Annotated in this window: 15 protein-coding genes; 12 read left to right on the forward strand and 3 right to left on the reverse strand. The window is 65.0% G+C overall.

From position 1 onward, the window contains the following. Window positions 1-12: 12 nt before the first annotated feature. Together ASF90_RS01295 and ASF90_RS01300 are read right to left on the reverse strand one after the other, a co-directional pair. On the reverse strand, window positions 13-984 hold the full coding sequence (locus tag ASF90_RS01295; protein WP_055844817.1) for an FKBP-type peptidyl-prolyl cis-trans isomerase: 972 nt from the start codon (window positions 982-984) through the stop codon (window positions 13-15). Between the two features lie 90 nt (window positions 985-1074). Beyond that, window positions 1075-1632, reverse strand: coding sequence for a glutathione peroxidase (locus ASF90_RS01300; RefSeq protein ID WP_055844819.1), 558 nt, complete (start codon window positions 1630-1632; stop codon window positions 1075-1077). Between the two features lie 135 nt (window positions 1633-1767). On the opposite strand from ASF90_RS01300, the gene ASF90_RS01305 reads away from it, so the two are divergent. The 7 genes from ASF90_RS01305 to ASF90_RS01335 all read left to right on the forward strand — a co-directional run bounded on the left by ASF90_RS01305 (window position 1768) and on the right by ASF90_RS01335 (window position 6265). After that, complete coding sequence (locus tag ASF90_RS01305) at window positions 1768-2016, forward strand: hypothetical protein (protein ID WP_055844822.1); 249 nt, start codon at window positions 1768-1770, stop codon at window positions 2014-2016. A gap of 2 nt (window positions 2017-2018) precedes the next feature. Next, window positions 2019-2381 carry a GntR family transcriptional regulator gene (locus ASF90_RS01310; RefSeq protein WP_005988451.1) on the forward strand — a complete coding sequence of 121 codons (363 nt, stop codon included), beginning with the start codon at window positions 2019-2021 and terminating at the stop codon, window positions 2379-2381. Next, window positions 2378-3253, forward strand: coding sequence for an ABC transporter ATP-binding protein (locus ASF90_RS01315; RefSeq protein WP_055844826.1), 876 nt, complete (start codon window positions 2378-2380; stop codon window positions 3251-3253). The genes ASF90_RS01310 and ASF90_RS01315 overlap by 4 nt, the downstream gene beginning before the upstream one ends. After that, window positions 3250-4236 carry an ABC transporter permease gene (locus tag ASF90_RS01320; protein WP_055844829.1) on the forward strand — a complete coding sequence of 329 codons (987 nt, stop codon included), beginning with the start codon at window positions 3250-3252 and terminating at the stop codon, window positions 4234-4236. The genes ASF90_RS01315 and ASF90_RS01320 overlap by 4 nt, the downstream gene beginning before the upstream one ends. Before the next feature lie 9 nt (window positions 4237-4245). Then, window positions 4246-5070 carry a DUF4097 family beta strand repeat-containing protein gene (locus ASF90_RS01325; protein WP_055844832.1) on the forward strand — a complete coding sequence of 275 codons (825 nt, stop codon included), beginning with the start codon at window positions 4246-4248 and terminating at the stop codon, window positions 5068-5070. A gap of 32 nt (window positions 5071-5102) precedes the next feature. Beyond that, window positions 5103-5636, forward strand: coding sequence for a DUF2884 family protein (locus tag ASF90_RS01330; protein WP_055844835.1), 534 nt, complete (start codon window positions 5103-5105; stop codon window positions 5634-5636). A 206-nt stretch (window positions 5637-5842) separates the two neighbouring features. Beyond that, the gene (locus ASF90_RS01335; RefSeq protein ID WP_055844838.1) at window positions 5843-6265 is read left to right on the forward strand and encodes a hypothetical protein; all 423 of its coding nucleotides are present in this window, start codon (window positions 5843-5845) and stop codon (window positions 6263-6265) included. A gap of 148 nt (window positions 6266-6413) precedes the next feature. Here ASF90_RS01335 and ASF90_RS01340 read toward each other — a convergent pair whose 3' ends face one another. Continuing rightward, complete coding sequence (locus tag ASF90_RS01340) at window positions 6414-7820, reverse strand: class II fumarate hydratase (RefSeq protein ID WP_055844840.1); 1407 nt, start codon at window positions 7818-7820, stop codon at window positions 6414-6416. A gap of 287 nt (window positions 7821-8107) precedes the next feature. Between ASF90_RS01340 and ASF90_RS01345 the strand changes: the two genes are divergently transcribed. The 5 genes from ASF90_RS01345 (at window position 8108) to ASF90_RS01365 (ending at window position 14817) form a co-directional block, all read left to right on the forward strand. After that, window positions 8108-9430, forward strand: a complete 1323-nt coding sequence (locus ASF90_RS01345) for a hemolysin family protein (protein ID WP_055844843.1) — start codon at window positions 8108-8110, stop codon at window positions 9428-9430. Window positions 9431-9465: 35 nt separating this feature from the next. After that, complete coding sequence (gene purB, locus ASF90_RS01350; RefSeq protein ID WP_055844848.1) at window positions 9466-10833, forward strand: adenylosuccinate lyase; 1368 nt, start codon at window positions 9466-9468, stop codon at window positions 10831-10833. Window positions 10834-11206: 373 nt separating this feature from the next. Beyond that, a complete protein-coding gene (locus ASF90_RS01355; protein WP_055844852.1) occupies window positions 11207-11707 on the forward strand; it encodes a DUF3060 domain-containing protein in 501 nt (166 codons plus the stop codon). Between the two features lie 726 nt (window positions 11708-12433). Further along, on the forward strand, window positions 12434-13888 hold the full coding sequence (locus ASF90_RS01360; protein ID WP_055844855.1) for a cupin domain-containing protein: 1455 nt from the start codon (window positions 12434-12436) through the stop codon (window positions 13886-13888). Continuing rightward, entirely contained in the window at window positions 13885-14817 is a 933-nt protein-coding gene (locus tag ASF90_RS01365; RefSeq protein ID WP_055844858.1) for a GNAT family N-acetyltransferase, read from the forward strand. Before ASF90_RS01360 ends, ASF90_RS01365 begins: the two co-directional genes overlap by 4 nt. Window positions 14818-14872 lie beyond the last annotated feature (55 nt).

The raw sequence follows: 14872 nt of genomic DNA on the forward strand, positions 1-14872 counted from the left end.
TCCTGTGGGGGATCAGGGAAGGATACCCATCAGTTCGACATCGAACGTCAACGTTGCGTCCGGTCCGATCGGCCCCCCTTGCGTGCCGTTCGGGCCATAGGCCAAGTTGGATGGAATCCAGAAACGATATTTCGAACCGACCGGCATCAATGCGACGCCCTCGGTCCAACCGGGAATGACTTGATCCAGACCGAACTCGGCCGGCTGGCCGCGCTGGTACGAACTGTCGAAGACCTGCCCGTCGAGCAGCTTGCCTTCGTAGTTCACACGGACCTTGTTGGTCCGCATCGGGCGCTCGCCGCTGCCCTGGCGCAGCACCATGTACTGCAGGCCGGACGCGGTGGTGATCACGCCTTTCTCGGTTTTGTTCTTGGCGAGGAAGGCATTGCCATCTTCGCGATTCTTGGCGCCGGCAGCGCCCTGCTTGGCAGAGGCAAAGGCCTGCATGGTGGCGGCCGCTTCCTGCTGAGTCAGACGCGTGGTGCCCTTGGCGAACACGGTGCGCACTGCTTCCATCAGGGTCGACAGATCGATCTCGTCCTTGATGCCGGCGAGCGACGGACCGACCGCACGGTCGCCCAGCATCAAGCCGACATTTTCCTTGGAAGGGGTGGCCGGCGCAGAGCCTGGCGCCATGCCCGGCACCTGCTGACCATTGCGGGCAGCCAGCGCGGTGCGCAATGCGGTATCGGTCGCCTGAGTCTGCTCATCGGACAACAGCGGCTTGCCACCCTTGAATGCATTTTCGATGGCGCGTTGCATCGCGCTCAGATCGATGTCCTGGGCAATCGGCTCGAACGAGCGCGCTACATCCATACCGATGGCGTAGCTGACGTTGTCGCGCGTGCTTTTCTCAGACGATGCATTCAAAACTGGCTTCTCCTTGGTGGCCGCTGCGGCCGGTTGCTGCGACATCGCCGGCATCGAAGCCGTCATTGCCACCATCAGTAGCGACGCCGCCGCGCCGCGCTTTCCCATCTTCATTCGATGCACTTCCCGAAAGTGAAAAGACACGCCACCGACGGCGCTGAACACGCATTGTCGCATGCGCACGCGGCGTTGCGAGAGCCGCGCTCAGCGCGACGGCGTGGTGAGCTCGCGTTCGATCGCTGCCAGCACGCTCGGATCGTCCGGTTTGATCTTGCTGGGGAACTGCGCTACCACGCGCCCGTCGCGTGCAATCAAATACTTGTGGAAGTTCCAACCCGGCGCCACGCCCGTTGCCTGCGTCAAGCGCTGATACAGCGGCGTCGCTTCTTTGCCCAGCACGTGCACCTTCTCAAACATCGGGAACTTGACGCCATAGGTCAGCGTGCAGAATTCCTGGATCTGCTTCTCAGATCCGGGTTCCTGTCCCTGGAAATCGTTGGATGGAAAGCCCAGCACCGCGAACCCGCGGCTGGCGAAGCGCTGGTTGAGTGCTTCCAGACCTTCGTACTGCGGTGTGTAGCCGCATTTGCTGGCGGTATTGACCACCATCACTACCTTGCCGCCGTAACTCCGGTTCAGGTTGATTGGCGCTTTGCCGGCCAACGGGCGGTAGTCCAGATCCAGCAGCGGCGCCCCGGCGGCCATGGCCGAGCTTGCAAAAAAGCCAGCGAATACAACGACCAATAGACGTTTCAGCAGCATTGGAAGTTCCTCGAAGGTGATTTGGCACCCCGGTCTGCGTGGGGTGCCATCAGTTGGGTATGACAGACAGTTGACTGCCTGCGTGTCGGTGTTATAGTTGAATACAACACCAGTCATCCAACGCAGGGGGAAAGCATGAACAGCACACGTGTCACGCGACCAGTTCCGCTGTTGCTGTTCGGCAGCACCCTGTTTGCCATTGGTTGGCTGGGAGCCGCTTCCAGTCAGGTCACGGAGTCCGGCGCCGATTATGGCGTGTCGGAGGCGGTTACGGAAAACGCGACAACTCCCCCCGAGGAGCGCACCCGGCCTGGCCGGCACCTGCGCGCTTCGCTGTCGATGCCCTATTTCTCCTTCGCGCAGGTTCTGCGCCCACGGAGCTGATCATGAACGACATCCAATGGAGCGACGGCGCTCCCATCTACCGCCAACTCAAGGAACGGGTCATTGCCATGATGCTCGATGGAATCCTCAAACCTGGCGACGCACTACCTTCGGTGCGCCAGGTCGCGGCGGACTATCAACTCAATCCCATCACCGTCTCGCGCGCCTACCAGGAGTTGGCCGACGAGAACCTGGTGGAAAAACGCCGCGGCCTGGGCATGTTCATGACCCCGGAAGCTGCACAGAAGCTGCGCGGAAGCGAACGCGACCGCTTCTTGAATGAAGAATGGCCGGCGGTGCTGGAACGCATCCAGCGCCTGGGCCTGTCCATCGACGATCTGTTGCCACAGGGGAAAACACCATGACCGCCGTCTCCACCGACCATGTCGTCGACGCACGTGGGTTACGCAAGACCTACAAACATCGGCTGGCGCTGGACAACACCAGCTTCACCATCGCCGCCGGCCGCATCGTCGGATTGATTGGCCCCAACGGCGCCGGCAAGACCACCGCGCTCAAGGCCGTACTGGGGCTGACCGACTTCGACGGCGACTTGAAGGTGCTGGGCATGGACCCGCGCACCGAGCGCAACGCGCTGATGAACGAAGTCTGCTTTATCGCCGACGTGGCGGTGTTGCCACGCTGGCTACGGGTGGGCGAAGCGATCGACTTCGTGGCGGGGGTGCATCCGCGCTTCGATCGCGCCAAGTGCGAGCGTTTTTTGGCCAACACCCAGCTCAATCGCAAATCGCGGGTCCGCGAGTTGTCCAAGGGCATGATCGTGCAGCTGCATCTGGCGCTGGTGATGGCCATCGACGCGCGCATTCTGGTGCTGGACGAGCCCACCCTGGGCCTGGACATCCTGTATCGCAAGCAGTTCTACCAGCGTTTGCTGGAGGATTACTTCGACGAGCAGAAGACCATCATCGTCACCACCCACCAGGTCGAAGAGATCGAACACATCCTCACTGATGTGATGTTCATCCGCGACGGCCGCATCGTGCTCACCGCCGACATGGAAGACGTGGCGCAGCGCTACACCGAAGTGCTGGTCGGTGCCGAACACCTGGAGACTGCGCGCTCCCTGACCCCGATCGACGAACGCGCCCTGCCCTTCGGCAAGACCGTGATGCTGTTCGATGGCGTGCCCAAGGATCAGCTCGCCCGCTTCGGCGAAACCCGCAATCCCGGCCTGGCCGACCTGTTTGTTGCCGTCATGAAGGGGACCTACGCATGAATGCCATGACCAACCACGCATCGCCTGCCCGTACCTTCGGCTGGCTACTCAAACGCGAGTACTGGGAACACCGCGGCGGCTTCGTCTGGGCGCAGGTGATCACCGGCGGCATCGCGGTGTTCTTTGCGCTGCTGGGCGCGGTGATCGGCGCGATCAGCGCGCGTCGCAACATGACCGGCGACAGCATCCGGATGGACGATCTGGCCGAATACACGCGCACCTTGGGCCAGGTCGGCGACGGGCTGCTGCTAGGCGGCATCGGCATCGCCTCGGTGGTCCTGGCGTTCGTGGTGTTCTTCTATGCGCTTGGCAGCCTGTACGACGATCGCCGCGACCGCAGCGTGCTGTTCTGGAAATCGTTGCCGGTCTCCGACGTACAGACCGTATTGTCCAAGGCCGCCTGGGCATTGCTGCTGGCGCCGCTGATTTCCATCGTGATCGGTACGGTGGTCGGCCTGGCGTTATGGTTGATCGCCATCGTTGGCGCCTCGATCGCAGGCGTGCCCAGCCCCTGGGCGTTGGCTACTCACTCGCACCCGTTCGCATTGTTGTGGCTGCTGTTGAAGACCGTGCCGATGAGCCTGTTGTGGTCGCTGCCGACCGTCGGCTGGCTGATGTTCTGCTCGGCGTGGGCCGGCAGCAAGCCGTTCCTGTGGGCGGTGCTGTTCCCACTGCTGGCCTGCGTGATGTTGAGCATCCTGTCGGCGATGCCGGGCGTGTCACTGCCGATCGGCGGGATCTGGTACGTGGTCGGCTATCGCGGCCTGCTCAGCGCCTTGCCTGGTACGTGGTCGCCGCTTGCCGTCAGCGGCAACCTGGACAGCAGTGCGCTGCAAAATCCCAGCGACCTGGTGCAATGGGCCTTGCAGCACACCGACAGTTCGCGTGTTTATGGCGACCCGGACATCTGGATCGGTGCCGCCATCGGCATCGCGCTGATCGCCGCTTCAATCTATCTGCGCCGTCGGCGCTCCGAAGCCTGAGGACACCCCATGCGCCTGCCTTTGACCCTGGCCATCCTGTTCGCATTGCCCGGCGCCGCAGTGGCCGAGGAGCAGTGCAAATTCTCCGAGCCACGCAGCCTGGAACTGCAGCTGGCGGGAGTGAAATCGGTGTTGTTCGAGGTCGGTTCCAGCGACCTGCATCTGGAAGCATCGCCCGGCAATGGCGGTCGTCTGCACGGCCGCGCCTGTGCAGCCAAGGCCGACGTGCTCAAGGGCCTGACGGTCACCCAGAAGCGGGTGGGCGACCGGCTGGTGGTGACGCTGACGGACGACCGCCTGCTGCGTATGTCCGTCGGCGAAAACTATTCGTATCTGGACCTGCGCGGCAGCGTGCCGAGTAACCTGCTGGTGCAGTTGGATGTGGGCTCCGGCGATGCCGACATCACCGGCGCCGCTGCGGTGAGTGCCGATCTCGGTTCCGGCGATGTGGCCATTCGCCATAGCAAGGGGCGAGTCACCGTCAAGGTGGGCTCCGGCGATGTCGAACTGGAAGACATCGGCACGCTCCGCGTGCTGGCCGTGGGCTCGGGCGATCTGAAGGCCAAGCAGATCCATGGCGCGGCGGAGATCGGCAAGGTGGGCTCGGGCGACGTCACGCTGCGCGACGTGGCCGGCAGCATCAAGGTCGGCACGATCGGGTCCGGCGATATGGAGCTCAACGACGTGCAGGGAAGCATCACCGTCGAGGCGATCAGCTCCGGCGCGCTCAACGTGCGCAAGGTGAGCGGCGATGTGAGCGTTGCGCGCAAGGGCAGCGGCGATATCAATGTCAAGGACGTCGCCGGCACCACGCGCGTGCCGGCCGAGCGCTGATCACTTCATCCACGATTCGAAGGGGACTGCTGATGAAATCATTTCTCTCTGCGGTGATGGTCGGTGCGCTGCTGGTTGGCTGCGGCAAGCCAGAGGTCGCCGTCGACGGCTCCGCGCACATCCAGGGCAGCGGCGTGACGTTCGATGGCAAGAGCCTGACGCTCAAGCGCGACACCTTGCCTGCTGCCACCATCGGCATGGATGGCACGCTCAGCATCGGGGGCAAGCCGGTGGCCCTGAACGATGCACAGCGCCAGGCAATGCGCGGTTATTACGCGCAGGTGCAGGCGGTGGCCAACAAGGGCATCGATATCGGCACCCAAGGCGCAGCATTCGGCGCCCATGCGGCCGGTGAAGCGCTCAAGGGCGTGCTCAGCGGCAACGTGGAGAAGATGGGCGACAAGATCCAGGCCGACGGCGAAGCCTTCAAGCAAAACGCCCTGCGCATCTGCGACCAGTTGGGCAAGCTACGCACCGCCCAGGACGCCGCCGTGCAGCTGGTGCCGGCGTTTGCGCCTTACTCCACCCTCACCCAGCACGACGTCGACGATTGCCGTAAAGAATGACGGGGGCCACAGCAGCTGCGTCGCCGCCGACAAGTGCAGCGGCTGTCAGCAACCCAAAGGCGCGCCGGACCATGCGGTTTTTGGGCGCACGCCACGGCGCGGAGGCGGGACCTGCGACATTTTGTCAGCCGGTCCGGCTGGCCGCCGCGCTGATCGACAGCGTGGGCGCGGATTACACTAGACGCTTCCCACGACAGATTGACCCCATGAACAAGTTCGTGATGCTCTGCATGGCGCTGCTGCTGTGCACCCTTGCCGCCTGTGGCGACCAGTCGTCCCGTCGTGCCGAACGCGGTAAGCCGCGCGTTGCCATCACCACCCAATCGGTGATGATCCGCCGCCCACCGGCTGCCAATGCGGAAATCACGCCCGACGGCACGCTCAAGATCGATGACATCGCGCTACCGCAGAAGGAGCCGACCCGCGCCAAGTTGCAGTTGCTGTTCGGGCATCTGCAGATGCTGCGCCAGCAGGCCGTCAACGCCGCTGGCGCGGACGCGGAGTACAAGTCGATCAAGCTGACCGCCACGCCGGAGATCCAAACGCTCAGCGGCGAATTGCTGGATGAAATCCCGTCGCTGCAGCCATATCGCGAAAGTTTCGGCAACGTGCAGGCCGAGCGGCACTGAGTATTAGCGAAGCCGCGCGAAAACGCTGATTCGCGAGAACGGAAGGCTAGAACCCAGGATAGGAGCGCGCCCGAGCGCGACGGGGCTTTATCGACAACGCCCCATCGCGCCCGGGTGCGCTCCTACGCACACACGCACATTGCGGTGATCAGCCACCGCCGCCACTGCTGCCGGCCTGGATGCCACCACGCGTCAGTGCAGCAGGATCCAGCAAACGGCGCAGGTCCGCTTCGCTGAGCCCGCTGTCTTCCAAGGCCACCTCCAGCACCGGGCGCTGTTCCTTGTAGGCGCGCTTGGCGATCGCTGCGGCTTTTTCGTAACCGATGATCGGGTTGAGTGCAGTGACCAGGATCGGATTGCGGTCCAGCGCCTCGCGCACGCGGTCCTGACGCACCTTCAATCCGGCAATGGCGGTATCGGCCAACAGACGCGACACATTGCCCAGCAAGGTGATCGAATCCAGCAGGTTGTAGGCGATCAACGGCAGCGTCACGTTCAATTGGAAGTTGCCGGTCTGCCCCGCCACGGTGATCGCAGTGTGGTGGCCGATGACCTGCGCGCAGGCCATCACGGTCGCCTCGGGAATCACCGGGTTGACCTTGCCCGGCATGATCGAGCTGCCCGGTTGCAGCGCCGGCAATTCGATCTCGCCCAGGCCCGCCAACGGGCCGGCATTCATCCAGCGCAGATCATTGGCGATCTTGATCAGCGCCACCGCCAGCGCGTTGAGCTGGCCGGACAACTCCACCGCATCGTCCTGCGCAGCCAGGCCTTCGAACTTGTTTTCCGCGCTCTCGAACTTGGCGCCACTCAGGCTCGACAGGGCCTTGGCCACCTTGCCGCCGAAGCGTGGGTCGGCGTTGATGCCGGTCCCGATCGCGGTGCCGCCTAGCGGCAAACGGCGCAGCCGCTTGAGCGCATCGTCGAGCCGGTCTTGCGCCGAACTCAATTGCGCAGACCAAGCCCCGAATTCCTGCCCGAACGTCAGCGGCATCGCATCCATCAAATGCGTGCGACCGGTCTTGACGATCTTGTCCAGCGACCTGGCGCGCTTGTCGATGGTCTTGCGCAGATGCTTGAGCGCCGGCTGCAAGTGTTCCTGCACCGCAAGCAACGCCGACACACGGATCGCGGTGGGCACCACATCGTTGGAACTCTGCCCGAGATTGACGTGATCGTTGGGATGCACCGCGTCCTTGCCGGCGCGCGTGGCCAGCGTGGCAATCACCTCGTTGGCATTCATGTTGGACGAGGTGCCCGAGCCGGTCTGGTACACATCGATCGGAAACTGCGCGTCATGGGTGCCGTCGGCCACCTGCAATGCCGCGGCCTGCACGGTCTTGCTGATCGACTTTGGCAGCAGCCCGAGCTCGGCATTGACACCGGCGGCGGCGGCCTTGATCAAGCCCAGCGCGCGGATGAAACCGCGTGGCATCGGCTGGCCGGATATCGGAAAATTCTGCACGGCACGCTGGGTCTGCGCGCCCCACAATGCATCGGCGGGCACCTGCAATTCGCCCATGCTGTCGTGTTCGGTCCTGAAACGTTCGCTCATCTGCCTTCTCCGCACAGTGTTGGATTGTGGTGACGCAATGGCTGGCAGCGGGCGCACCCACGCTGGCGAGGGTCATTACGATACTCGCTGGCAGCGTTGCAACGATGTCATCGCAGTGCGTGGACTAGACTCAGCATTGATCCATACGAGGTACCACGCCGCCATGGGCGACGACCCTGACTGTAGAAACGCACTGCCCGCGTTCTGCTTCGCTGCACCCCGCACCACCACGCACACGCCTGCGTTGATGCACTCACACGCCGCCCCTGCACCGCGCGGAGGCGAACATGCTCGGTAATGTGCTGCTGCTGATCGTCGCGCTGTTGCTGGTGCTGTTGAACGGCTTTTTCGTTGCCGCCGAATTCGCCCTGGTCAAACTGCGGCACACCCAGGCGGTGGGGCTGGCCCAGACCCATGGCTGGCGCGGGCGTCTGCTGCTGGGGGTGCACGCGCATCTGGATGCGTATCTGTCGGCATGCCAGCTCGGCATCACCCTGGCATCGCTGGGATTGGGCTGGGTCGGCGAACCTGCATTCGCGCATCTGCTGCAGCCGTTGTTCGATGTGCTTGGCATGTCCGAGGATGCTGCGCAGTTCACCGCCTTGGCAATTGCCTTCAGCCTGATTTCGTTCCTGCACATCGTGCTGGGCGAACTGGCCCCCAAAACCATGGCGATCCGGCGCCCGGAGCGCATGTCGTTGTGGACCGCAGCGCCGCTGTACGTTTTTTACTGGGCGATGTACCCGGCAATCTGGGTGCTCAATACCAGCGCCAACCGACTACTGCGCGTGCTTGGCTGGGGCGATGTGGAGCACCAATCGCACCGCTATTCGCGCGAAGAACTCAAACTGATCGTCGGCCGCCAGGACCCCAACGCGCCTACCGCCGACCATGGGCTGGCGCTGATGAGCCATGCGCTGGAACTGCCGGATCTGGTGGCCGGCGACCTGATGCGCCCCCGCGAGCATATGCGCAGCCTGCGCGAGGGCATGAACCTGGAAGCGGTGCTGGCCGAGTTCAGCGAGTCGCGCTACAGCCGCTACCCATGGTTCGACGTCGATGGCGAACAGGTGCTGGGCATCCTGCATACCAAGGATCTGCTGGTGGCGATGGCACGCGGCCAGGACCTGGACGACCTGCGTCCGTTGCTGCGCCCACCCACCCGGCTGTCTCTGGAAACCCCCATTCCCAGCGCGCTGGAACAGTTCCGCAGCGGCACCACCCATCTGGCGCTGTGCGTGGAGGACGAAGGCCGCACCCTGGGCTTCTTCACCCTGGAGGACCTGCTGGAAGTGGTGGTCGGCGAGATCGAGGACGAGCACCGTCACGTGGTGCGCGACGCCCCGGTACGCAGCCAGGACGGCTCGCTGCTGGTGGCCGGCAGCACCTCGATTTTCCGGCTGGAACGCTTGCTGGGCCAGGATCTGAGCGCCCCGGACCATGTCAATTCGGTCGGCGGGCTGATCGTGCATCAGCTGCAGCGGCTGCCCGAAGAAGGCGAAACCCTGGAACTGGACGGCCACGCGCTGACCGTTCGGCGCATGGCCGGCCACCGCATCCAGGCGGTGACGGTGCGGCCGGTGGGCGAAGCGAGCGTCGGGGCGGCGTAGAATACCGGCCCCGCCAGCTTCCCAGTGCCCTCCCCATGTCGGATTCCGCCCTGCTCGCCCTGTCCCCGCTCGACGGCCGCTACGCCTCCAAGGTGGATGCGCTGCGCCCGATCTTTTCCGAATACGGCCTGATCCGGGCACGGGTCAAGGTCGAGATCGAATGGCTGCTGGCCCTGGCCGCCGAGCCGGGCATTGCCGAACTGGCGCCGTTTTCGGCCGCCGCCAGCCAGCGTCTGCGTGCGCTGGCGGACGACTTCAGCGTGACCCATGCCGGGCGGGTCAAGGAGATCGAACGCACCACCAACCATGACGTCAAGGCGGTGGAGTACTTCATCAAGGAACAGCTCAAGGACGATGCCGAGCTGGGCCCGGCACTGGAGTTCGTGCACTTCGCCTGCACCAGCGAAGACATCAACAACCTCAGCTACGGTTTGATGCTGGAGCAGGCGCGCCGCGACGTGCTGCTGCCCACGCTGGACGGCATTACCGCCTCGCTGCGCACGCTGGCGCATGCGCAGGCCGCGCAACCGATGCTGTCGCGCACGCATGGCCAGACCGCCTCGCCCACCACGCTGGGCAAGGAAATCGCCAACGTGGTCGCGCGCCTGGAGCGCCAGCGCAAGCAGATCGCCGCGGTAGACCTCACCGGCAAGATCAACGGCGCGGTGGGCAACTACAACGCGCATCTGGTGTCGTACCCGCAGCTGGACTGGGCCGCGTTTGCGCAGCGGTTTGTGGAGAGCCTGGGCCTGGTGTTCAACCCCTATACCACCCAGATCGAGCCGCATGACAACGTGGCCGAAATCGGCGACGCCACGCGCCGCGCCAACACCATCCTGATCGACCTGTCGCGCGATATCTGGGGCTACATCTCGCTGGGGTATTTCAAGCAAAAGTTGAAAGAAGGCGAAGTCGGCTCGTCCACGATGCCGCACAAGGTCAACCCGATCGACTTTGAAAATGCCGAAGGCAATTTCGGCGTGGCCAATGCGTTGTTCGAGCACTTTTCCGCCAAGCTGCCGATCAGCCGCTGGCAGCGCGACCTCACCGATTCCACCGTCCTGCGTGCGCTGGGCACCGCGTTTGGTCACACCCAGGTGGCGCTGGATTCGCTGGCCAAGGGCCTGGGCAAGCTGACCGTCAATCCGCAGCGCCTGGATGCCGATCTGGACGCCGCCTGGGAAGTACTGGCCGAAGCCGTGCAGACCGTGATGCGCCGCCACGGCCTGCCCAACCCGTACGAACAATTGAAGGCATTGACGCGCGGCCACGGCATCACCGCCGCCTCGATGCAGGCCTTCGTGGAAAGCCTGGAGCTGCCCGAAGAAGACAAGCAGCGCTTGCGTACGCTCACCCCGGGCGGCTACACCGGCCTGGCCGAGCAGCTGGCGCGCGCGATCTAAGAAAGCGCTCAACCACGCCAGGCGTGACGCGTGAAACCTGGATTTCGCCCACATGCGGCAGCTTCCCACGCTGAAGATCAAGCACGTGCGCGTAGTGAAGAGTGCTTCGGTTGTTGATCGACAGCACGTGGAAAAGGTGTTCAACGCTGGCCTAAGCGGGAACACCATCGGCCGCGCCGCGCCAAGCGGGCGCGGCCATTGCCGGGGTGCGATAGGTCCTGGGCGGGTGCGGTAGGTCCTGGCATTTCTACCGGCGTGACGGAACGGCTGCTTCGCCGGGTGTGTCGGCAACGCCCAAGCGTCGAGCCGACGTCAACGGCGCTCCCCGATGGGGCTGCTATGGTGCCGGCCTCATCCAAGCGAGGGATCACCCATGCATGCAGCCCGGACTATCGCGTCGCTGTTCGCCCTGTCCAGCATCGCCGCACTGAGCGGCTGCGGCGCCGACGGCCCTGCGGCCCAGGCGCTATCGGCCGTCTCGTCCACAGTGACCGACCCGGCCAGCGGCGCCGATTGTGACGGCAAGGATGTGCGCCTGACCCGCGACGACAGCGAGTGGATCCTGCATGGCAACTGCGGCACGGTGACCATCACCGCCTCACGCGGCGCGATGAATCTGGACAACGCACGCAGCATCCGAGTGGAAGGCAGCAACTTCACCGTGCTCAACAAACAGCTCGGCCAGCTAAGCGTCTCCGGCCACGACAACACGCTCAATCTGACCAATGTCGACAGCGTGGATATCCAGGGCAACAAGAATCTGGTGCTGGCGCGCGAGGTCAAGCAAGTCCGTTTTTCCGGCAACGACAACACGGTCAACCCGTCCAGCAAGCCCACGCTGGACGACCGCGGGAGCGGCAACAAGGTGATGTAAGTCGGTGGCCGCGACGGCGCGCTGGCGCAGCCTTCGCCCAGCAAGGCAGCAAGATTGCGAATGACGTACGCATGCTGCGCCGTGCGTGCCGAGCACTCGGCTTTCTTGCCAGCCAGCGTGGGCCGCGAATGCTCCCACCCCGGATGCTATTCGCGGCCCGATGCCAATCTCGGCCCTGGGCTGCAGCACTTACGGCCGCCACGCCGCCAACAGCACTACCTCGCATGGCCTGGCGGTGCCAGGTAAGATCGCAAAACGCAGCGCGCCCCCCCCGCGCAAACGTGATGCGGGCCGCACGGCCCGAGCGCACGTCGATGACAGTATCGCCAGCAACAGCGGCCTGCCGGGCCGCGCACAGCAAGCAGCTGTGAACGTGGCGAGACCCGCAACGTGTAGCTTTCACCACCAATGGCTCAGCGCGCCCTGCTCTTGTCAGCGCGCCCTGCTTTTGTAGGAGCGGCCTTGGCCGCGAAGCCGTCCACGCACCCCATCAGGCTTCACGGCAAGCACGCTGTGCCGCCCGAACACCGCTGCAGCACGTCTTGACGTGATCGCCAGCCAGGCGCATCGCCGGCAGCGCGCAGACCGAACCACCACGTCCCTGAAGCATTGCCTGTTGCCAGCCCAGCGCGCAGGTGCAGATCCGGCGCAGGCATCGGACAATGGGACATCTGCGCCGGCCCTGCCCGCGCCCCAGTATTCAATCGACACCTGCAAGGACTCCCCATGGCTGCACGCAAGGCAAACCCTCCCGTCATCGAAGTCCAGGCCCGTCCAGGCCAGCCGCTGGGCATGCCGGTGGAGCGCTTTCTGCGCACTTACTGGCACAAGCATCCGCTGCTGATCCGCAATGCCTTCGCAGATTTCGCCTCGCCGCTGCAGCCGGAAGATCTGGCTGGCCTGGCCTGCGAAGACGGCGTGCTGGCACGCCTGATCAGCCACGACCGCGCCACCGACGGCTGGAGCGTGCGTACCGGCCCGTTCCAGGAAACCGACTTCCCCGGCCTGCCCGATCACGATTGGACGCTGCTGGTGCAGGACGTGGACAAGTGGGACGCCGACGTGCGCGCACTGCTGGAGCAGTTCCGCTTTCTGCCGCGCTGGCGCATCGACGACATCATGATCAGCTTCGCCGCAACCGGCGGCTCGGTCGGCGCGCATGTCGACCATTACGACGTATTCCTGCTGCAGGGCCAGGGCCACCGCCGCTGGCAGATCGATGCACGCACCTCGCAAGGCCGCAAGCCCACGCCGCTGGCGTTCCGTGACGACGTCGACATCAAGCTGCTGCGCGAGTTCAAGCCGACCCACGACTGGGTGCTGGGTCCGGGCGACATGCTGTATCTGCCGCCGCTGGTGCCGCATCACGGCGTGGCCGAAGACGCCTGCCTGACCTTCTCGATCGGCACTCGCGCACCGTCCTCGGCCGAACTGATCGGCGATTACCTGGACACCCTGATCGCCGATGCCGACGAGTCGGTGCGCTATCACGACGAAGACCTCAAGGTGCCGGCCGACCCGTACGAGATCGACGTCACCGCAATGAACCGCGTGGTCGAAGCGCTCAATGCGCTGCGCATGAACGACCCGGATCGCCTGGGCGACTGGTTCGGCCGTTTCATGACCACCTATCGCGCCTCCGGCGACGTGGTGCCGGCGCCCGAGCCGATCCCGCGCGAAGCGGTCGAACAGGCGCTGGAAGAAGGCGTGGTGCTGTATCGCCACCCCTGGTCGCGGCTGGCCTGGCGGCGTGCCAAGCGCGGCGCCACGCTGTTCTGTAGCGGCCTGGAATTTGCGTTGTCGGCCAAGGACGCGGCGCGTCTGGCGGCGGCCGAAGAAATCGATGGTGGGCTTTACGCGCAGCTGAGCGCACGCGGCCGCGAGGTGGTGCTGGAGCTGCTGGCGCAAGGCCATTACCAGCGCGCCCATGACGACGCGCACGAAGACATCGACGACGACCAAGCGCATGTGCTCACCGTGTCGGCAGACCACGACGACACTCAGGACGACAGCGCGGACGCAGACGACGCCATCGATACCGATGCCGATGTCGAAGCGGTGGCGGACGACGCAGACAGCCCGGCCGACATCGCCGACACCGCGCAGAACGAAGATGGCAGCGCAGACGCCTCGGACGTCGGCGAAGACGGCAACGACGACGAGACCCCGGAGCGCGCATGAGCCCGCACGGCAGGCAGCAAATCGTGTCGCTGGATCCGGCATCCGATGCTGCGGCCCTGCGTGCGCTGCGGCAGGCCTGCACGACCGACATTGCGGGCAACGCCCACGATGCCGAGTGGGATGCGCTGGACCCGCTCAGCCTGCACTTGGCCGCGCGCACCGATGACGGCCAACTGGTCGCCTCGGTGCGCGTGACGCCGGATCGCCGCATCGACCGGCTCGGCCTGGTGCAGGACTGGCGGCGTCGCGGACTGTCGGACCAGCTGCTCGCCGCAGCGGTGGATGCCGCAACTCAACGTGGCTGGCCCAGCCTGCACGCCCGCGTCACCGCAAACGCCGAGGCCGTGTTCGCACGGCTCGGCTTTTTACCCGAACTCCCCCCGCATTCTCCTCACGAGCGCACCACCGATGCCGGTGCTGCGCCCGGCACGCCCCTGCATCGCCGGCTCGACGGCCCGATGGCGGTGGACGACCTCGCCGCGGCCCTGGCTGCCACCACCGGCCTGCTGTGCAGCGCACGTCGGCAGGTGCTGATCTACACCCGCGCGCTGGATCCGCAATTGTTCGACAACGCTGCGGTGCTCGAGGCACTGCGCCGCTTCGCCACCACCCGCCACGACAAACGCGTGCAGGTGCTGGTGCAGGACACTGCCAGCGCCGCCGCCAGCAGCAGTGCGATGTTGCGCCTGGCCCAGCGCCTGCCCAGTGTGTTCCGGTTCCGCGCGGTCAGCGATCCGGTCGATACCAGCTATGCGTCGGCCTATGTGATCGGCGACGACGCCTACTACTTTCGTCCAACAGGTCACCGCTTCGACGATGGCGAAACCTGGCTGGCCGGCGCGGCGCGCAGCCGCCAGCTAACGCGCGAATTCGCGCAGATATGGGAGCGCAGCGCGCTCTGGAACGAACCGCGCGCGCTTGGCATCTGACACCGCAGCGCCCCTCGCACGTAGGCGCCCGACCAATTGGTCTACCCCGCCGGTC

The sequence above is a fragment of the Xanthomonas sp. Leaf148 genome, from assembly GCF_001423585.1.
Lineage (GTDB): Bacteria > Pseudomonadota > Gammaproteobacteria > Xanthomonadales > Xanthomonadaceae > Xanthomonas.